The organism is Pseudomonas frederiksbergensis, assembly GCF_001952935.1.
Taxonomy (GTDB): Bacteria; Pseudomonadota; Gammaproteobacteria; order Pseudomonadales; family Pseudomonadaceae; genus Aquipseudomonas; species Aquipseudomonas frederiksbergensis.
On record NZ_CP018319.1, the window covers coordinates 5101655 to 5120917 of the forward strand.

Here is a 19263-nt window from a genome sequence, read left to right on the forward strand (position 1 = left end):
GACGCAACGTCTCACGGTCTCGCCGCCACCTCGTGCAGCCTGACATGACGCGTCTCATTCGGGCTTGATTCGACCACCCTCGGGTTCTCGCGGGACCGCTCTACGACGGGCTTGTGCAGGTATTTTGGCGGATCTGGCATCGGCTTTGCTCTAGCTCTGGCAACCAGCCCGACTGGCAACCCAAAAATAAAAAGAGGTGCCCGATGTCCTGCCCAGCCCTTTTCCCTGTTCTGCCCGCGGTGGCGTCATGAGTCGTGAGCCGCTGACCGTAGGCATCATCGCCAACCCGGCATCCGGTCGGGACGTGCGGCGCCTGACCGCCAACGCCGGGCTGTTTTCCAGCACCGACAAGGTCTCGGTGATCCAGCGCTTGCTGGCTGCGTTTGGCGCCACGGGCATCGAGCGGGTGCTGATGCCCACCGACATGACCGGCATCGCCGCCGCTGTGCTGAAAAACAGCCACGGTCGCCAGGCTCGCAGCAGTCACTGGCCGGCCCTTGAGTTCCTCGACCTGACCCTGCGCCAAAGTGTCGAGGACACCCGTCACGCGGCGCGCTGGATGGCCGAACGCGGCGTTGCCCTGATCGCCGTGCTGGGCGGCGACGGCACTCACAAGGCGGTAGCCGCCGAAGTCGGCGATGTTCCGCTGCTGACCCTGTCCACTGGCACCAACAACGCCTTTCCGGAACTGCGTGAAGCCACCAGCGCCGGGTTGGCCGGCGGGCTGTTTGCCAGTGGGCGGATCCCGCCCGAGATCGCTTTGCGCCGCAATAAACGCTTGCTGGTGCGCGAGCTGAGTCGTGGCCTGTGCGAGATGGCCCTGGTGGACGTGGCGGTGTCCTCGTTGCCCTTCGTCGGCGCCCGGGCCATCAGTCGCGGAGCCGATCTGGCCGAGGTGTTTGTGACTTTCGCTGAACCGCAGTCCATTGGCATCTCGGCCCTTTGCGGCTTGTGGTTTCCCGTGTCACGTCAGGCTCCGGGCGGGGCCTGGATGCGCCTCGATGCGCAATCTCCAGAAGCACTGCTGGTGCCTTTGGCTCCCGGCCTGCTGCAAGGCTGCGGTGTACTCGCTGCCGCAAGCCTTGAACCCGGCGTCGCTCATGGTCTGTGCCTGGCCAGCGGCACCCTGGCTCTGGATGGCGAGCGCGAGATCGAATTCAACGCCCATGACCGGCCCACGGTCACCCTCGATGCCGGTGGTCCGCTGAGCATCGACGTCAACGCGGCCCTGGCCTATGCCGCGCAACAGCGACTTCTGGCCATCGGCCGTGAACACCCGCAACACCCTTTGAACCTTGCACCTTGAAACTTGAGCCTCAAGACACCCTGGAGAATAAAAATGTCGACACAGCTGACCGCTGATCAATTGCTGCATGCCTACCAGGTGATGCGCACCATCCGCGTTTTCGAAGAACGCTTGCACGTGGAATTCGCTACCGGCGAGATTCCCGGTTTCGTCCATCTGTATGCCGGCGAAGAAGCTTCAGCCGCCGGGGTCATGGCCCACTTGGGTGATGACGATTGCATTGCCTCCAACCACCGTGGTCACGGCCACTGCATTGCCAAAGGCGTCGATGTGTACGGGATGATGGCCGAGATTTACGGCAAGAAAACCGGGGTCTGCCAAGGCAAGGGTGGCTCCATGCACATCGCCGATTTCGAGAAGGGCATGCTCGGTGCCAACGGCATAGTGGGGGCCGGTGCGCCGCTGATCGTAGGCGCGGCCCTGGCCGCCAAACTCAAGGGGACTGACAGCGTTGCGGTGGTGTTTTTCGGTGACGGCGGCTCCAACGAAGGGGCGGTCTTCGAAGCGATGAACATGGCCTCGGTGTGGAATCTGCCGTGCCTGTTCATTGCCGAGAACAACGGTTATGCCGAAGCCACGGCCTCCAACTGGTCGGTGGCCTGCGATCACATCGCCGACCGCGCTGCCGGTTTCGGCATGCCCGGGGTCACGGTGGACGGCTTCGACTTTTTCGCCGTTCACGAAGCCGCCGGTGCCGCCGTGGAGCGAGCCCGGGCCGGGGAGGGGCCGTCACTGATCGAGGTCAAGCTGACTCGCTATTACGGTCACTTTGAGGGCGACGCCCAGACCTATCGGGCGCCGGACGAGGTCAAGCATTTCCGCGAGCACAACGACTGCCTGATGCAGTTTCGCGAGCGCACTCTCCGTGCCGGGCGGGTGCAGGCCAGTCAGTTGGACCAGATCGACAGCGATGTCGACCTGCTGATCGAGAACGCCGTGCGCAAGGCCAAGTCCGATCCCAAACCGAGCGCGGCCGATCTGCTCTCCGACGTCTACGTTTCCTATCCCTGAACACGCCCCCTATAACAAGAATCGAGACCTTCATCATGGCGAGAAAAATCAGTTATCAGCAGGCAATCAACGAAGCGCTGGCCCAGGAAATGCGCCGCGACCCCAGCGTGTTCATCATGGGTGAGGACGTCGCCGGCGGTGCCGGTGCCCCCGGTGAAAACGACGCCTGGGGCGGGGTGCTGGGCGTGACCAAGGGCCTTTATCACCAATTCCCTGGGCGAGTGCTGGACACGCCATTGTCGGAGTTGGGTTATGTCGGTGCTGCAGTGGGCGCCGCGACCTGTGGTGTGCGCCCGGTGTGCGAATTGATGTTTGTCGACTTCGCCGGTTGCTGCCTGGACCAGATCCTCAATCAGGCGGCCAAGTTTCGCTACATGTTCGGTGGCAAGGCCTCCACGCCCCTGGTGATCCGCACGATGGTCGGTGCCGGGTTGCGGGCCGCCGCCCAGCACTCGCAGATGCTGACCTCGTTGTGGACCCACATTCCAGGGCTGAAAGTGGTTTGCCCGTCGTCGCCTTATGACGCCAAAGGCTTGTTGATCCAGGCCATCCGCGACAATGACCCGGTGATCTTTTGTGAACACAAAATGCTCTACAGCATGCAGGGTGAAGTACCGGAAGAGCTCTATACCATTCCCTTCGGCGAAGCCAACTTCCTGCGTGATGGCAAGGACGTGACGCTGGTCTCCTATGGCCGCACCGTCAACACGGCGATGGACGCCGCGCGCAATCTGGCCGCACGCGGCATCGACTGCGAGGTGATCGACCTGCGCACCACCAGCCCATTGGACGAAGACAGCATTCTCGAAAGCGTGGAAAAGACCGGGCGCCTGGTGGTGATCGACGAAGCCAACCCGCGCTGTTCCATGGCCACGGACATCTCGGCCCTGGTGGCGCAAAAAGCTTTCGCCTCGCTCAAGGCGCCGATCGAGATGGTGACTGCGCCGCACACGCCGGTGCCGTTCTCTGATGCTTTGGAGGACCTCTATATTCCCGACGCGGCGAAGATCGAAAGCGCCGTGCTCAAGCTGATTGAGTGGAGCAAGCGTTCATGAGCCAGATCCATACCCTGACCATGCCCAAGTGGGGCCTGTCCATGACCGAGGGACGGGTCGATGTCTGGCTCAAGGAGGAGGGCCAGGCTATCGCCAAGGGCGACGAAGTGCTGGATGTCGAAACCGACAAAATTTCCAGCAGTGTCGAGGCGCCGTTTTCCGGGGTGCTTCGTCGGCAGATCGCCCGCCAGGATGAAACCCTGGCGGTGGGTGCGTTGCTCGGCATCGTGGTCGACGGCGAAGCCAGCGAGGCGGAGATCGAAGCGGTGGTCGAGCAGTTTCAAGCCGCGTTCGTGCCCGGTGACGGTGCCGAAGAAGACAGCGGGCCGAAACCGCAAAAGGTCGAGCTGGACGGGCGGTTGATCCGTTACTTCGAGCGCGGCGATGGAGGTGTGCCGTTGGTGCTGGTCCATGGCTTTGGCGGTGACCTGAACAACTGGATGTTCAATCACGAAGCATTAGCCGCCGGCCGCCGGGTGATTGCGCTGGATCTGCCGGGCCATGGCGAGTCGACCAAACAGCTGGAGCGTGGAGACCTGGATGAGCTGAGCGGCGTAGTGCTGGCATTGCTCGATCACCTAGACATTCCCGCAGCGCATCTGGTGGGGCACTCCATGGGCGGCGCGGTGTCGCTGAACACTGCGCGTCTGGCTCCGCAGCGGGTACGGTCCCTGACTTTGATCGGCAGCGCCGGTCTGGGCGAGGACATCAACGGCGATTACCTGCAAGGCTTTGTCGAGGCTACCAACCGCAATGCCCTCAAGCCACAGTTGGTGCAACTGTTCTCCAACCCCGAGCTGGTCAACCGGCAGATGCTCGAAGACATGCTCAAGTACAAGCGCCTGGAAGGGGTGGACGCGGCATTGAGAATGCTGGTTTCGGGCCTGTTTACCGAGGGCCGGCAACAACTGGATCTGCGCCACGTGGTGCAGGAAGGTCAGCTGCCAGTGTTGCTGGTCTGGGGCAGTGACGATGCAATTATTCCGGTGAACCACAGCGCCGGGCTGAAGGCCCAGGTCGAGGTCTTGCCAGGTCAAGCGCACATGGTGCAGATGGAAGCGGCCGAGCAGGTCAACCGATTGATCCTGGACTTTGTGCAACAGCACTGACGACTTCTCCTGGCAGCCTCACGCGGGGCGCCAGGACCAACGATTTCAAGGAGATTTTGCTATGAGCCTTTCAATCAATCCGGTACGCAGCATGCGCGCAGCGGTCTGGCATGGCCGCAACGATATCCGTGTCGAAGACGTTCCGCTGCCAATAGCACCGCCCGCCGGCTGGGTGCAAATCCGTGTGCAATGGTGCGGAATTTGTGGCTCCGATTTGCATGAGTACGTGGCCGGGCCGGTGTTCATACCGGTCGACGCGCCGCACCCGCTGACCGGGATCAAGGGCCAGTGCATTCTCGGTCATGAGTTTTGCGGTGAGATCGTCGAACTCGGTGCCGGTGTCCAGGGGTTTAGCGTCGGCGAACCGGTGGCGGCCGACGCCTGCCAACATTGCGGCACCTGCTACTACTGCACCCATGGGCTGTACAACATCTGCGAGAACCTGGCCTTCACCGGGTTGATGAACAATGGTGCCTTCGCCGAACTGGTCAACGTGCCGGCCAACCTGCTGTACAAATTGCCGGCGAACTTCCCTGCTGAAGCCGGGGCACTAATCGAGCCGCTGGCGGTGGGCATGCACGCGGTGAAAAAAGCCGGGAGCCTGCTCGGGCAGAATGTGGTGGTGGTCGGTGCAGGCACCATTGGCTTATGCACCATCATGTGCGCCAAGGCTGCCGGTGCGGCTCAGGTGATCGCTCTGGAAATGTCTGGAGCGCGCAAGGCCAAGGCTCTGGAAGTGGGGGCGACCCATGTGCTCGATCCCAATGAGTGCGATGCCTTGGCCGAGGTACGGCGCCTGACGGGTGGGCTCGGGGCGGATGTCAGCTTCGAATGCATCGGCAACAAACACACGGCCAAGCTCGCGATCGATCTGATCCGCAAGGCCGGCAAGTGCGTATTGGTGGGGATCTTTGAGGAGCCCAGCGAGTTCAACTTCTTCGAGTTGGTGGCTACCGAAAAACAGGTACTCGGTGCGCTGGCCTATAACGGTGAATTCGCTGACGTGATCGCTTTTATTGCTGATGGCCGGCTGAACATCACACCACTGGTGACCGGGCGCATTCAGTTGGAACAGATCGTGGGTCAGGGCTTCGAGGAGCTGGTCAACAACAAGGAGCACAACGTCAAAATCATCGTGTCACCCGCTCGAGTCTGAAGCGGCTGAATCGCGCGATGACCCAGGCTATGTGAAAACGAAGTGAGCATACCCGGGATGGAAGTAGTTTCATGCCTGCTCTCAGGCCCGTTTGTGTGTCCCGGGCCGAGCGGCCAATTGCGAGCGGGGCGTCAAGATGGCCAAGGCAACCGTCACGATGAAGAGCGCCGGCACGTCACCTGCCAAGTGCCCCATTTGCCCCGGTTGGGTGACCGTCTGGACGGCCATGATTGCTCCGTGTACGGCGCTAGACCACACGGTGAACCAGATCAGGCTCAGATTGGCTAATGGATCACGTGCGGCCAGGATCAAGAACACGCCAAGTGTGGCGTAGATGCCAACGATCATCATCGGGTAGTCCGAGTGACCGACGTGCCAGGCCCAGCCGGACGGCCAGAACAACATAAGTGGGTAGAGAGCAAGGCAGGCGAGGCCAGCCAAAATTAGAACGACACGTAAATACCTGAGGCGATCGACTAAGGTCATGGCGGACTCCTCTTTGGGCCTGACTCTAATTTGACCCCAAGTGGGGGAATAACGCCTTCACGGGCTTGGTGGATAACAATCGGCTCAATCAGTTTCGGCAGTAGACCAAGCATAGCTACTCATTTGCTATCGCTCCGTCCACCGTCCGCTTCTGGCCGATTTCTGTCGGTGCTCACCGGCAGCTATGGGTCGATTTTTTCCTTTCGCCACCCTCAGATATGTGGTTTGGGGTTGGCGACAAGTTAAACATTGATAGTGGGATGGGGTGATGGTTTTAAATCCAATCCGGGATACGACTAACGCCCCTAATATTTGAGGCTTCAATCGACACAAATCTGTTGGGTGACCCGCGGTAAAGTGAATGCGGCTTGATGCCCAGCGGGCGAAAAGTGAGAGTACCCACTTACATCGATTTGACCGAGACTACTTCCACAAACCTGAATTTTTTTCTGGCCGTCTTTGTAGCTTCTTGTTCTGCAACTAGGGAGCTCAGCGTATCGGCCTCATGCACCATCTCGTGCATCTCGCCTTCAAATTCGTTTCCCACACGGAGCGTAACTCTCAACCTAGGAGTGAAGCCTTTTGAGACTGCCTTTTTCTTCGCGGCCTTCACCGGTTGTACGATCACAACATCCGGGACTGTGTCCTGCACGTCTGAGTTAATTGCCGGCGCAGAGGACTCAGAATCACCGAATAGCGCCCGGCGCATCTCATCTTCCATCAATTCCGTATTCATACCATTTCTCAGAAGGGTGTTATTTATAACCTGATCGATTCTATCAGGATGGCCGGACTCTGTAGTAAAGCGTCGTAGGGTCTGAGCTGAGGTGACAAAGGCCAACAGAACAGATACCGGCGAGCGTCAGCATCTGTCCATCTGCCGCCTATCATGGCGGGCAGCTGTCGGCCAGTCTCAGCCAAAGACGAGAAGAGCTAGGCTTCCGGCATCATTCCTCAAGGACGACCGCCATGCCTTCTCGAAATTCCCGGTCAATGCCACTCCACTGGACGAGCGTTTTGAGTTCCTAGATGCGTACTGGCAGCGCTGGACAAAACGTCCAAGCTTCCAAGCTGCGTACGCTGATCACAACAGCGGCATTCCTGAGCTGGATTCGCCAGTCCAGTAACAGTTTCTCAATGGAAACTCCGGCGCGCCGAGATTGCCACACCCTTGGCTTTCTCGGTGACCGTAGGGATCTCGTCACGTCGCTGGTATCGACTGGCGATGCTGCTTGCTGAACCATGATGGCTCGGCTTTTGACTGAGCACCCAACACTGCTCTCACTGACAATCTACCTGTCAAAAGGTAGGTCTTTGCTGTAAATTAGCTTTCTATATTTAAGAGATCGTCCCAAGACGAAAGGCACCGAGATGAGCGTCAACTCCAAGGAAGCCATTTTGTTGGCGGCCAAGAAAATTGCCCAATCGCAGGGCTACAATGGTTTGAATTTCCGCGACCTTGCGCAAGATGTTGGTATCAAAGCGGCGAGTATTTATTACCATTTTCCAAGCAAAGCCGATCTGGGTATTGCCGTTGCCAAACGATATTGGGAGGACGGTGCGCTCGCGCTCGAGACGATCGAATCAGAAAGCCCGTCTCCGATTGACGCTCTGCGTCGCTTTCCTGAAATATTCCGAAGATCGCTTGAGGCCGACAATCGTCTCTGCCTGGGCAGTTTCATGGGCGCTGAAACCGATACTTTGCCCATTGAGATGACAAAAGAAATTCAGACCTTTGCTGATGTCAACATTGCATGGCTAAGCAAGCTTCTATTGGCTGCGAAGGTGTGCGAATCAAGTGAGAGTGAATCTAGAGCACGTGCAATTTTCGCAGCTATTGTCGGTGCCCAGCTCTTTGCTAGAAGTCGCTCGGATATCTCGCTTTTCGATGCCCTGGTCGATTCATACCGCGCGTCCGGGCCGATGCCGGCGTAGCAACTGACAGCGACTCGGTTCAGCGAAACGGCGGCTTTGCCGCATGCGCGTCCAATGCGAAGCGGCGCGCATGTGCATTTCGCTATGCGACGGCGCAGGCGGGAAGGGGGCTGCGTAAACAGTGTGATATATGTCGACGTATCCCAGAATGCATTTCTTTTTCCAAAATCTCATAACGGTGAGTCCAATATCTAGGCCATCTATGCTGGGACTCAGTGTGGGCCTTTAAAGGCAACGCTTGTGTATCACTTGGCCTCGAGCTTTTTAAGCCAAATTGGAAAATGATCCACCTGGCACCTTGGTTCAGGCATGTGTACCGTTTGAGGTCACCTGGACGCCGATGCGTTGTGAATGTCCGTCATATCCATTCCCCTTTCCTCCCATAATCACTTCTAACGCCTGTTGTTAACGTCTCAGACGTTGAGGACGTGCCACAGACAGTTGCACCCTTGATCAGCCCCGCTTTTCGAAGCTTTCGCTGCCCCTTGCTCACAGGCTTTAGCGCTCGACGCGTGCGAAGTAGCACAGACATAGGTGTTCAGCATCATTCAGGGGAGTTTCCAGCCCGCATTAGCTGGGATAAAGCGAGTGAGCCTCGCGACTGATGTTAGGTTGCGCGCCCTTTTCCGACTGGAGTGAGCGACTCACCTCAATCGAACCAAAACAGCCAGAAAAACCCAGTAAGAAACTTTCACCTAACAAGTGTTAGATAGGTGTTGACGTGCATCGAGCCTTCCGCCAAGGTTTGTCTACCTAACGATAGTTAGGTGGCCCGACCACCAACCTGTAGGATCGACCATGACTACTAAACTTCAGCTTTTCACTTCGCCTTCGGCCTTTCCGAACCCACAGCGTCTGCGTCTGTTCATGCACGAAAAGGGCATCGCTGACCAATTTGCCGAGACCATCTATGACATGTCCCCTGTAGGCGAACAGCGTGGCTGGCGTCATTTGAATATGAACCCGTGGGGCGAAACTCCCACCCTCCAACTGGCTGACGGTAGCTACATTTCCGAAACGGCTGCCATCGTTCGTTATCTCGACCAAGAATATCCCGGTCGCAAGATCATGGGAGAGACCGCACTGGAACAGGGTCTGGATAACATGTGGGATAACCGGGTGTGGGTGCACATCCTGTACCGCATCGTTACAGCGTTTCACGTGTTGCACACCGGACTCGGCTTCAAGCTAGAACTGACCAAGAATGAGGCTTGGGGCGAACACTGCCGCAAGGAAGCTTTGGCTCACGCCGCACTGGTCAATCGTCATTTGTCAGACGGCCGCGAATGGCTGCTCGGCGGCGATGCCCCGACCTTCTCGGACATTACCCTGGCAACCGCTATCGCCTTCTCGAAATTCCCGGTCAATGCCACTCCACTGGACGAGCGTTTTGAGTTCCTAGATGCGTACTGGCAGCGCTGGACAAAACGTCCAAGCTTCCAAGCTGCCTACGCTGATCACAACAGCGGTATTCCTGAGCTGGATTCGCCAGCCCAGTAACAGCTTCTCAATGGAAACTCCGGCGCGCCGAGATCGCCACACCCCTGGCTTTCTCGGTGACCGTAGGGAGCTTTGACATCTCTGAGCATGAGCTCCACTGCGTTGTAAATGGTGCACTGCATTAACCACCGACCGATGTGTACAACGGTTTTCGCAGCCGTCGCAGGCGCGCAATTCCTTGCAAGAAGCCCGTCTGATCTTTCGCTGTTCGACTCATTAATCGAAAGCTATCGCGCGCTCGAATGGTTCCCAATGTCGGCAGTTAACGACAAGTATCCCGCATCGTCGCGCGACAACCATTCGCCGCACGACTGAGTGGGTCGGCAAGATCAGATTGAGAAGTAAGCACCTCAGCTTCTTGAGCCAAGCCTAGGAAGAGTTTTGCTTCTTGCTAAGGAAAACTTAGTGCTTAGAAAGTTAACCGCATTTTAGTTATTCAGGTCGCTTAGACCGGAGGGGCTAGGAGCTTCTAGCTCTCACCATCGAGTAGTAGAACGTAAACGGAGGCTGTTAAAAATGTTAACAAAGAACCTACTCACGTCTGGGGCCTACCTGGATAACTTCAAAGAGTTGCCTGAAAACGTTCTGTGGCCGCTCGACCGCATCGAAAAATCGATGCGCGAAACAATGAAGGAGCGCCCCGACCGAGGTGATTTCTGGGTTTTTGGTTATGGATCGCTGATCTGGAATCCCTTGCTGAACTTCGCAGAACAGCAGGCAGCCAAGCTACTTGGTTGGCATCGCAGCTTTTGTTTACGATTGCTCGCGAACCGCGCAACTCTGGATAAACCTGGTCGAATGCTAGCTTTGAAATCCGGCGGCCGAACTGAAGGAATCGCCTTCCGGCTGACCGAACAGGTAGCAGAAGAGGAACTAATTCAATTGTGGGTTCGCGAGATGGCCACTGGAGTCTATCGGCCGATCTGGACCACGATCTCCCTAAAGGATGGTTCTGAAGCCACGGCTCTGGTCTTTATAGCGGAGCCCACCCACCCGTTTTTTGAGGCAGACGCGACAGTAGCAGCCATCGCCGGCTGCATTGCCAGTGCAGAGGGACCATTGGGAAGCAATGCCGATTATGTCCAAAGGCTCCATCACGCGCTGAGTGAGTACGGAATTGTGGATGAATACGTCGATGTATTATTTACTGAACTTGGGAGGCAACCATATGAACTGGTAATGTAAGTGACAGTGGCAGATACCTGCCAGCGAAATAATCTTACGTCACGACTAAGAGGTTCTTGCTCGTTGGTCCAGGCGATAGCTAGTCGCAAAACTGTGACGCCTTTTCCACCCGCTGAACGATTTGCCTGCTCTTCATACCGGTGACGCATGCCGGCTTGCTCATCGCCGTTCTAGGGGCTCTATTTTTTCTCGCCACCGGCGTCACCATGGTTCAAGTGGTCGCTACCCCATTGATATCGCCTTTGGGCGCCGCAAAAACGGCTCACAGCCGGGTAACATTTGCTCATGCCTTCAACCCCTTGGTACAACTGTGGTTCCATATCGGGGGGGCAATAACTATCCAAGGGGCGTTAAACGCCGTTGACGCCATCACTCTTTCGCCATCAGCGCTCAAGGCATTCCTTGCTCAGAAGTCACAAGTCAGACGTCCGCTTTCGGTCGTTTTCTGCCCGTGGTGAGAGGCAGAAAACGGCCAGAAGCGGACGCTCCCGAGTGTCTACTTAAGCAGGGGCGATTCAGTAATTGGAAGCTTGACTAGAAAAGTGGTGCCTCCACTTGAGTCAGAACTGACATCGATTGAACCGTTATGTGATGCCACGATCTCTGACGCGATGAACAGGCCCAAGCCCAGCCCCTCTGTCGGCCCGTGATCAATTGCAGATCGCTGAGAGAAACGACCCATAGGGTTAAATATAAACGGGAGAACGTCCTCTGGTATGGGCTCTCCACTGTTATGGACGGTAAAAATAGCGCAGTCTTCTGAGGTCTCTAACTCCACCTTGATAGGGAGTTGATTATCTCCATGCTGTACAGCGTTGCTGATTACATTCGAGAAGACTTGTTCCATTCTGGCGCCATCGAATTGCCCTTGAACTGGAGTCTTCGCGTCGAACAAGACAATCGCCTCTGGATGAGACGCTCGGATTTCTTCGACAACACGTTCGCAAACGTGCGAGAGATCTAGATCCGTCGTTTTGACAGGAATGCCTGGGCCCATTTGGCAGCGTGTTAAATCAAGTAGGTCTCCAACAATTTGGCTCGCTCGCCGCACGCTTGTATATATCTGATTGGCAACCTTGGTAGCCCGGGCTCCGGCCCCTTCTGAGCGCCTCAACATATCGGCACCCAGCAAGATTGCTCCAAGCGGGGTGCGCAGGTCGTGGCCGAGAATGCCTAAAAATACGTTGCGTGACGCCTCCACCGCGCGTGAGTAACTGGCAATGGATTCGGCGAGAGCCTGATCGATGGCCTCATGGAATCGGGTCATGTCCTCGACATTAATCGGCGTGCCATCCTTCACTTGCCTCATCCACTGACTGACGACACTCGTTCTTAGTGCTCGATATTCCGACACCATTTGATCGATCGTGAAACCTGCCATTAGCCGCGTCATTGCATGCGTTTCAGCTGCGGTTTCTTCATCATCTGAAGGGGCTTGGCCTTGAGACTTGGCCGCTTGCTCTCGCTTCGTCTGCTTTGTTCGCAGGTCACTTACAATTGCCCGCAACATCTGTTCGGCATGATCTCGCAGAGCTTCACTATCGAGGTCCGCACCCGGCGTCTCAATGGTTCTGGCGAAATCTTCCCAGGCCTGCAGAATCGGCTCAAGGTTCTCAAGAATGAAATCGGACAGGCGCATGTCGGTGATCCTAATGGGAGGGCGATGCAGAGGCCGGCAGGAAAGCGAGGCTGCGCAGATACGGTGTGAGCGGGTGTTCAGCAGTGTAGGAGGTTGTTTATAGCTTTTAAAGCTCAGTGCGTATGAGGCCCGCTTTGTCGATACGCATGATCAAGGCGTCGCCAGCTTTGACACTGACCCTGACTCTTGCGTCCATTGCCTAGAGCACCCCTCCGAAGTTCGCGCCGAGAGGGTGTGTGATCCGAACGTGAGCCCGAAATGGGCGTTTCCGCTCTGAGCGATTCGGTGGCTCACCGGGAAACCTGGATCTGGTGCCGAAAGCGCCGTATGGCCGCGTCCCCTCAATTGCTGTCGGCCAGGCGCAACAGAGCATTGAATGGTTGGCTCAGCACCTTGATGGCTATCTTGCCGGCGTTCAAAGCCCAGAACGGTTGGCATCGTTGGGCGAGAGTTGGCACGCCACCGTGCATGAGGCAGAGAAGCGCAACGCCTTCAAACCGTTGGACCTGGGTGGTTATTTCGATCTCAGCGACAACCCGGATCAGCCATTCCAGCGCATCCAAGGTGGCTTCCGGGCGGGGCGCAACGGCCTGCGCAACTACCTGGAGCTAGCGCAATCTGCCGGTGTTTCGCATATCGCGCTCAACCCCAAGGTCAGCCGTCAACCCTATGGCGAAATCCTCGACGAACTCGGCGAGTACGTTCTGCCGTACTTCCCGTCACATTCCTGAAGTCACGCGGAGGAATCACTAAATGTCATCACTTTTTGAGTCTCGAAATTCATGCCGGTAACGGGTATCTATTTGAACAGTTCATCAACGGCGGCTTCAACACACGTGAAGACCGTTACGGTGGTGCACCGATTGCGAGTCGCTGCTTGAGACGGTCGATGGGGTGAGTGCGCAGATCGGTAGTTCGAAGGTGGGTGTCCGCGTGTCGCCTTTTGCCCACCTGGCTGATCTGCAGCCGTTCGATGGCGAAGAGGCCACTTGGCTCGCCCTGGCCGGAGCGCTGTCCCAACGCCAGATTGCCTACCTGCATGCCAGTCATCTTGGCACGCCAGTCTTTCAAAAAGCCTTCCGTACAGCTTACGCCGGCACCTTGATGGTGTCGGGCGGGTTCACCCGTGAAACAGCGCAGCAGGCCATTGATGGAGGACTAAGCTACTTGGTGGTTTTTGGCCGGCCGTTTATAGCCAATCCCGATCTGGTCAATCGCTTGCGCCATGGCTGGCCACTGGCCGAAGCGGGAAGGGAGGCTTACTACGGCGGGGGAGCACATGGCTACATCGATTATCCCGCGTACTCGTCGCAAGTCGCAGAGAGCGCATAGTGGACCCACCGTGCAGGTTCCTTATTTTGACGAATTACGAGGGTCGTCATGACTATCAATATACTCAAGACCTAACGGACCTGTTCCATACACTTGAGAGATGTACTCTCCTGACTTGGCCCAATGAAAATGCGGTGTATTGGCCGGGAGTACTACAACACTGCCAGGGCCGTAAGCCACTAACTTGTCTGGATCAAATACAGACCCGAAACCAATATAAAACACACCGGACATTACGGTGTAGATACGGTCTTCAGGGTGTGTATGGGGCATTAATTTAATGCCGTTAGGCACTTTGACTCGCACAACGTATGGGCCAGGCTTACTAGGGGCACCGACAAGAACTGCCAGCTTCACTTCTTTCGGGAACGCTGGAAAGTTGCGCCACTCCACGTCTTCATTATGCAAAGCCCCGGGTTCGCCGAGCGGCAAGGGTTGCGCTTGAACGAGCGACACTGTTGCACATGCGACAAGAAGGGTGGTCAGGCTAGCAGTTTTCATAATGCTCTGAATCATGAGAGACACCTTGGTTACGTCATAAATAAATCGGCGTCGTCACCTGGTTCTCCGATAAACAAGTCAAGTCGAGTCGCCGCTGAAGACACAAAATTCCTGCCAAAATCTAAAGGTAGAGCACGCTTGTGATAATGCCGCTGACGCGCATTTCAGTTGATACGTAATGTAATCAATGGGTTGCGAACCCGATGTCGGACATACCGATTGCCACCCCGAGACCTCGAATTCGCCACATCTCCCTGTGGGAGCGGGCTTGCCCCCGATGGCGTCAGACACGACGCCATCGATTTCAGCCAAGATATATTCGCCCGACGTTTGATGTCTTAAACACGTTTCAAGGCCCCCGTTTAAAGACACTCGGTGTTACGTCCTAACGGCTCCAACGCCTTGCGTCGTTACCTACGCGTGCGCCACGCCCAACCCACCCGACACCGATCCAGTGTCCCCTACGAACCCGATTCAAAAAAACTCAACGAAGCCGCCGATCGCGCCCTCGACTTCCACTTCCCATCAAACGCCGATATCAAAGCCACCCCGCGTACCTCCAGCAGGCTGTTTTCCGTGGACCCAGAAGCTACGGCCGAAACCCTGGCGGTTTTTTTGGTCGAGACGCTGGCGTCGGTCGCTGACCTGTGGTGAGGGGGATTGTTTCCACTGAGCGGCGAAACGGGTTCAACAGATGGGCCTGCTGCGCAGGCCAGCGAGAGCGAGCTCCCTCGCCACAGGTTGCTTGTTGTTTGTGCTATCTGTTTTCGCAAAAACGGGACGCTTGGCGTCCCGTTTTTTATGGTGGTGGTATCAGCCTCCAGCGCGTTTATTCGACGCCTCTGCCGCCGCAGCGATTTCCGCCTGGCGCCTGCGCGAGCCCGCAGTCAAGCAGCGGCAAGCCCGCCATCAATCAGGTAGATCGCAAAGGAGAACGTCACGATCGACAGCACGGTGCTGACCAGAATGGAGGTCGCGGCTTCGCTTTGCGCATAGCCGGCACTGGCGGCGGTTGATAAGGGGGGCTGGTTGCGCAAGCGGCCGGGTCCAGGCGCCGAACGGGCGGGGCTCAGGTCAGGCACTCGACACTCCTGTACCAGACGCAAACATCGGCAAGCGCTGCAACATCCAGTTCTAAACTCACTTTTCCTCACACCACTTATGTTCTTTCAACTGTTCGGTAATTTTCCGTGAACACCACGGCACGTGGGTCTGTAAGCTATTCAGGAGGCCCGTTGCAAACTCTCTCAGGATCGTCCGCGATTCGTCATCAATCCTGACAGAGAACCCTATGACTACACCCATCCGCCGCGCAGCATCCCTTCGTCCAGGGCAATTCAAACACTTGATCCGCGTTGCATCTGTTACTGGCCGTCTGCCAGAGCGCGACGTGATGCTTTTATGGCTCACACACACACACACCACTGGGATTCGCGTCACCGAACTGGCCTTGCTGAAGGTCGCAGACGTGCTGTACCCCAGCGGAGCTATTAAGTCCGAGGTGTATCGACGAGCAGACATCACCAAGGGCTGCCCAACGATGGCTAGGCTCACACTGACCGATTTTGACGAATGGCTCGATGGCGCTGTGCAGACGGACGTAGAGGACGTGTACGCCCTCCATGAAGCCGGACTCAAAGAATGCAGTGTCTCCGCGACGATCCCAACCGGTTCGGCTAAGAATTCGGAATCACTTGCAGAAGCCCATGAGTCAGACCTATTAAAGTTGATCCACGGAAGCCCGACAGTTCCCGAAGATGCACAGCTAAAACGACTGCTTAAAGACGTTGAACGGCTGAATTTCTGGCAAGCGCATGACTGGTATGTGGGGGAGCGGACTCTCAACGGCGAATGGAGATTTTTTGATGCTGATGGAAACTCCTGCAAGGGCGCTAGCCTGCGCGAAGCGCTGGACCAGCTCAAGGTCATCCAGCCAGATTTGCGCGGTCAGATGAGTGACGATGATGCCTGGGAAGATTGAGCATTCAGATCGAGGAAAAGTAGGCCCCAATCCTCGACCGGAAGCCTTGAAAAGAGACGCTTCGGCTTCTTTTTTGCTCCAGCGAGTTTTGCTGAAAACAACTACCAACCACGTTTTTCTTGTGCGTTAAAACGTACATCGAAATCCTGCCTAAAACGTCAGTACTGCGTTGCTCTTAACGTCCTGTCCTGGGGCGAGACGTTTCTGCTTCCTGATTGAGGAGGCTGCCCGAAATCAGTGATCTCTAGATCCGCCGCATCCTCTATCTCATGCCGAATATCCCTACATTTTTTCTTCTGCGCATTTGCTATGCGTCCATAACGAGCGCGGTGATTTGTTGCAGTTGAGCGCCATTGGGCGTTCAAGGTCATAGGCGAACCGTCAGCCGCGCGTCGGGTCTGGCCACGGCCGCGGAACCAACGGTATTCACCGCTCTTATGTCTGAGTCAGCGCCTCTCAGTCCGTGAAATTGAAGTCAAAGGTTATAACGAGGCTTGCCGGGCTTCGCTAAAGTGGTGCATTGCCAGGCAGACTGCCGAGCGGTCAGGGCGACAATGCCTTGAGGTCGAAGGATGTTGCGCCTGGCAAGGTTGGCCACGTCTGAGGACCGTCCATGATCTCTTCCGGGGTCAGCAGGCAGGCGTCCAGTTGCCGCTTCAACATATCCAGGTCGAGACCCTGACCGATGAAGACGATTTCCTGCCGGCAATCCCCGGTGATCTCGTCCCATTTGGCCATTATCCCTCCGCGGCGATAGTCATCCTGAGGCCATTGCGATTGCGCGATGAATGTCCACCAGCGCCCGACATAGTCCCAACGAAATTGCCCGCCACTTTGCACCAGCATGCCGATGTCCAGATGCCGATTGGCAACCCAGAAGTAGCCTTTGCAACGCAGTAGTCGCCCGTTTTGCCAGGGCAACTGCAGGAACTCCAGCAGCCGTTGCGGATGGAATGGCGCACGCTCCTGATACACCCAGGAAGCAATTCCATAGGTGTCCGACTCGGGTGGATGCTCGTCACTGGCTTCCAGGCTTTTCATCCAGCCGGGTGACTGCACCAGGCTCGGCAAGTCAAAGCGGCCAGTGTCGAGGATCTTCGACAGATCGACGGCACCGTGGGTCATGGGCAGGATTTCCGCCTTCGGATTGAGGCCCGCGAGGAGGGCGCTCAGTTCCAGAAAGCCTTTCTCGCCTATCAGGTCCAGCCGACTGACGAGGATGACGTTGGCGTACTCCACCTGTTCGATCAGCAGATCGGACAAGTGGCGTAATGACGTGCCCGTTTCGTCCTCGCCGCCAACAGTGTCCCGCGAGGCCAGCAGCGCCTGGAAGTTGCTGCCATCGACGACGGTGACCAAGGTGTCGAGCCGCGCCAGTTCGCTCAGACTGAAACCTTGCGAGTCGAGGAAGGCGAAGGTCTCGGCGACCGGCATCGGTTCGGAGATTCCGGTGGACTCGATCAGCAGGTAATCGAAGCGCTGCTGACGCGCCAGCAGGCTGATCTGCTCAAGCAGGTCAGCGCGCAGCGTGCAGCAAATGCAACCGTTGCTCATCTCGACCAGTTCATCGCTGCCGCGGTGCAGCGACACATTGCGCGCTACGTCCTCGGCGTCGATGTTGACTTCGCTCATGTCGTTGACGATGACCGCCACCCGCATGCCTGCGCGATTGCGCAGGATGTGGTTGAGCAGGGTCGTCTTGCCGGAGCCGAGGAAGCCTGAAAGGACCGTCACCGGCAGCCGGCCCGACAGGGCCCCGTCAATCATGCGGCCACCGTTTTCGCATCGACGGCCTTGTCCAGGTAGCTTTCGAACAGGTCGACCACCACCAGACCATCATCCGCAGCATCGCCCCACAGATCCTTCACCTGGAATTCAACGTGGTAGGTGGGCTGATGCGCTGCGCTCAAATCGCCGTGTCCGATGGCATCCGGGAACGGCCATTTTTCCGAGGTGCGGTGTCGGACGATGCCTTCCTTGCCGCGCACATAGGCCGGCATGCGCACGTGGCCGGCCACGTATTCGTCGCGAACCACTACCCGGTCGCCCACTTCAAATGGCGGGCGGCCAGTGATGGCGGGGCGGCCCTTGTCATGGGGAGGATTGGCCAATTTGAAGGTTGAACCCAATGCCAAATCGAGTTCTTCCTGGGTAATGACGCCGGTTTCGACCAGCAACGTGGCCGTGGCGATGACGTAGCGTTCGTAATATTGCGTGCCAACGTGCTGGCGGACATCGAGTCGTTCGACGGCGTGACGTATTTCATCGACGCTGAATTTTTTCAACTGGTCGGCACCGATAAACATCAGGCTGTAAGCCAGGTGTTCCCATTCCTGTTTGAAGACTTGTTTGTAATCCTGACTATTGATGACATGGGGAACCTTGCCAAAGCCTTGAAAACCACCGAGATCGTGAAAGCCATCCATAATAAAAACCTCCGAAAGTTAGAAGATGAAGAGTCTTTGGGTCAACGTACGCGGGGCAGGGCAACCCCGATCAGCACATCCTTGGTCACCAGTTTCTGAAGCTCTTCTTCACTCATGTGCTCGGAGCCTTCGGGCCTTAAGGGCAGGACCAGGTAGCGGCTTTCTGCGCTGGTGTCCCAGACTTTGACGACCACATCGCTTGGCAACTCTGTGCCCATCTCACGCAGCACGGTGCGTCCTTCACGAACCAGGCGTGCACGGAACTCAAAACCCTTGTACCACTCCGGCGGTAACCCCAGGACCGGCCAGTTGGTGCAGGAGCACAGGCTGCAGACGATGACATTTTTCAGCTGGGGTAAATCCTCAAGAGCCACGATGTATTCGCCTTGCGGGCCGGTGAAACCGAACTGCGCACACGCTGCAGTACCGTCTCTGAGCAACAGCTCCCGGAACTGTGGATCGACCCAGGCCTTGGCCACTACACGAGCGCCGTTTTCCGGGCTCCATTGGTGCTCCATCAAATCGGTCAGTTGCTCGATATAGCCCTCTGGAATCAGTTCCTTGTCTTTCAGAACCTTGAACAAGGCCCAGGCCCGCTCGCTGGGCGTCGAAGTGGATGCTGGGGATGCAGTGGCGCTCAT

The 19263-nt window shown here is 57.0% G+C and carries 20 protein-coding genes and 2 pseudogenes; 14 read left to right on the forward strand and 8 right to left on the reverse strand.

What is annotated here, in order from left to right:
- Positions 1-247 precede the first annotated feature (247 nt).
- The 5 genes from PFAS1_RS24055 (at position 248) to PFAS1_RS24075 (ending at position 5637) form a co-directional block, all read left to right on the forward strand.
- The gene (locus PFAS1_RS24055) at positions 248-1306 is read left to right on the forward strand and encodes an ATP-NAD kinase family protein (RefSeq protein WP_076030798.1); all 1059 of its coding nucleotides are present in this window, start codon (positions 248-250) and stop codon (positions 1304-1306) included.
- A gap of 33 nt (positions 1307-1339) precedes the next feature.
- A complete protein-coding gene (locus tag PFAS1_RS24060) occupies positions 1340-2317 on the forward strand; it encodes a thiamine pyrophosphate-dependent dehydrogenase E1 component subunit alpha (RefSeq protein ID WP_076030799.1) in 978 nt (325 codons plus the stop codon).
- Positions 2318-2352: 35 nt separating this feature from the next.
- Complete coding sequence (locus PFAS1_RS24065) at positions 2353-3372, forward strand: alpha-ketoacid dehydrogenase subunit beta (RefSeq protein WP_054597393.1); 1020 nt, start codon at positions 2353-2355, stop codon at positions 3370-3372.
- Positions 3369-4481 carry an acetoin dehydrogenase dihydrolipoyllysine-residue acetyltransferase subunit gene (locus PFAS1_RS24070; protein ID WP_076030800.1) on the forward strand — a complete coding sequence of 371 codons (1113 nt, stop codon included), beginning with the start codon at positions 3369-3371 and terminating at the stop codon, positions 4479-4481. The genes PFAS1_RS24065 and PFAS1_RS24070 overlap by 4 nt, the downstream gene beginning before the upstream one ends.
- A gap of 91 nt (positions 4482-4572) precedes the next feature.
- Positions 4573-5637 (forward strand): 2,3-butanediol dehydrogenase, encoded by a 1065-nt coding sequence (locus PFAS1_RS24075; protein ID WP_232252288.1) that lies wholly within the window; start codon positions 4573-4575, stop codon positions 5635-5637.
- Positions 5638-5718: 81 nt separating this feature from the next.
- Here the strand turns inward: PFAS1_RS24075 and PFAS1_RS24080 are convergent, their stop codons facing one another.
- On the reverse strand, positions 5719-6123 hold the full coding sequence (locus PFAS1_RS24080; protein ID WP_074877494.1) for a DUF6632 domain-containing protein: 405 nt from the start codon (positions 6121-6123) through the stop codon (positions 5719-5721).
- A 403-nt stretch (positions 6124-6526) separates the two neighbouring features.
- On the reverse strand, positions 6527-6859 hold the full coding sequence (locus PFAS1_RS24085; protein WP_076030802.1) for a hypothetical protein: 333 nt from the start codon (positions 6857-6859) through the stop codon (positions 6527-6529).
- A gap of 235 nt (positions 6860-7094) precedes the next feature.
- On the opposite strand from PFAS1_RS24085, the pseudogene PFAS1_RS30065 reads away from it, so the two are divergent.
- From PFAS1_RS30065 to PFAS1_RS24110, 4 genes and pseudogenes are all read left to right on the forward strand, one after another.
- Positions 7095-7250 (forward strand): annotated as a pseudogene (locus PFAS1_RS30065) (glutathione S-transferase); the annotation flags it as partial.
- Positions 7251-7494: 244 nt separating this feature from the next.
- On the forward strand, positions 7495-8058 hold the full coding sequence (locus tag PFAS1_RS24095) for a TetR/AcrR family transcriptional regulator (protein ID WP_076030803.1): 564 nt from the start codon (positions 7495-7497) through the stop codon (positions 8056-8058).
- Between the two features lie 798 nt (positions 8059-8856).
- Positions 8857-9558 carry a glutathione S-transferase family protein gene (locus tag PFAS1_RS24100; protein WP_076030804.1) on the forward strand — a complete coding sequence of 234 codons (702 nt, stop codon included), beginning with the start codon at positions 8857-8859 and terminating at the stop codon, positions 9556-9558.
- A 516-nt stretch (positions 9559-10074) separates the two neighbouring features.
- Positions 10075-10743 (forward strand): gamma-glutamylcyclotransferase, encoded by a 669-nt coding sequence (locus PFAS1_RS24110; protein ID WP_076030805.1) that lies wholly within the window; start codon positions 10075-10077, stop codon positions 10741-10743.
- A 496-nt stretch (positions 10744-11239) separates the two neighbouring features.
- On the opposite strand, the gene PFAS1_RS24115 is transcribed toward PFAS1_RS24110, so the two are convergent.
- On the reverse strand, positions 11240-12382 hold the full coding sequence (locus tag PFAS1_RS24115) for a sensor histidine kinase (RefSeq protein ID WP_076030806.1): 1143 nt from the start codon (positions 12380-12382) through the stop codon (positions 11240-11242).
- A 311-nt stretch (positions 12383-12693) separates the two neighbouring features.
- Between PFAS1_RS24115 and PFAS1_RS24120 the strand changes: the two genes are divergently transcribed.
- Genes PFAS1_RS24120 through PFAS1_RS24125 form a run of 3 tightly spaced genes read left to right on the forward strand, consistent with a single transcriptional unit; the run spans position 12694 to position 13714 of the window.
- Positions 12694-13113 (forward strand): hypothetical protein, encoded by a 420-nt coding sequence (locus tag PFAS1_RS24120; RefSeq protein WP_232252160.1) that lies wholly within the window; start codon positions 12694-12696, stop codon positions 13111-13113.
- Between the two features lie 35 nt (positions 13114-13148).
- Positions 13149-13280: an oxidoreductase gene (locus PFAS1_RS30145; protein WP_250637977.1), complete on the forward strand. Its 132-nt coding sequence runs from the start codon at positions 13149-13151 to the stop codon at positions 13278-13280.
- A 35-nt stretch (positions 13281-13315) separates the two neighbouring features.
- Positions 13316-13714 carry a beta/alpha barrel domain-containing protein gene (locus tag PFAS1_RS24125; RefSeq protein ID WP_250637978.1) on the forward strand — a complete coding sequence of 133 codons (399 nt, stop codon included), beginning with the start codon at positions 13316-13318 and terminating at the stop codon, positions 13712-13714.
- Between the two features lie 21 nt (positions 13715-13735).
- Here the strand turns inward: PFAS1_RS24125 and PFAS1_RS24130 are convergent, their stop codons facing one another.
- Positions 13736-14230: a cupin domain-containing protein gene (locus PFAS1_RS24130; RefSeq protein WP_076030807.1), complete on the reverse strand. Its 495-nt coding sequence runs from the start codon at positions 14228-14230 to the stop codon at positions 13736-13738.
- A 439-nt stretch (positions 14231-14669) separates the two neighbouring features.
- On the opposite strand from PFAS1_RS24130, the pseudogene PFAS1_RS24135 reads away from it, so the two are divergent.
- Positions 14670-14854 (forward strand): annotated as a pseudogene (locus PFAS1_RS24135) (DUF6124 family protein); the annotation flags it as partial.
- A 248-nt stretch (positions 14855-15102) separates the two neighbouring features.
- Here PFAS1_RS24135 and PFAS1_RS29625 read toward each other — a convergent pair.
- Entirely contained in the window at positions 15103-15252 is a 150-nt protein-coding gene (locus PFAS1_RS29625; protein ID WP_232252161.1) for a hypothetical protein, read from the reverse strand.
- A gap of 254 nt (positions 15253-15506) precedes the next feature.
- Between PFAS1_RS29625 and PFAS1_RS29630 the strand changes: the two genes are divergently transcribed.
- A complete protein-coding gene (locus PFAS1_RS29630) occupies positions 15507-16196 on the forward strand; it encodes a hypothetical protein (RefSeq protein WP_156886753.1) in 690 nt (229 codons plus the stop codon).
- Between the two features lie 543 nt (positions 16197-16739).
- Here the strand turns inward: PFAS1_RS29630 and PFAS1_RS24155 are convergent.
- Genes PFAS1_RS24155 through nthA form a run of 3 tightly spaced genes read right to left on the reverse strand, consistent with a single transcriptional unit; the run spans position 16740 to position 19263 of the window.
- The gene (locus PFAS1_RS24155; RefSeq protein ID WP_076030809.1) at positions 16740-17963 is read right to left on the reverse strand and encodes a GTP-binding protein; all 1224 of its coding nucleotides are present in this window, start codon (positions 17961-17963) and stop codon (positions 16740-16742) included.
- On the reverse strand, positions 17960-18622 hold the full coding sequence (nthB, locus tag PFAS1_RS24160) for a nitrile hydratase subunit beta (RefSeq protein ID WP_074877475.1): 663 nt from the start codon (positions 18620-18622) through the stop codon (positions 17960-17962). Before nthB ends, PFAS1_RS24155 begins: the two co-directional genes overlap by 4 nt.
- A 41-nt stretch (positions 18623-18663) precedes the next feature.
- Positions 18664-19263, reverse strand: a complete 600-nt coding sequence (gene nthA, locus PFAS1_RS24165; RefSeq protein WP_076030810.1) for a nitrile hydratase subunit alpha — start codon at positions 19261-19263, stop codon at positions 18664-18666.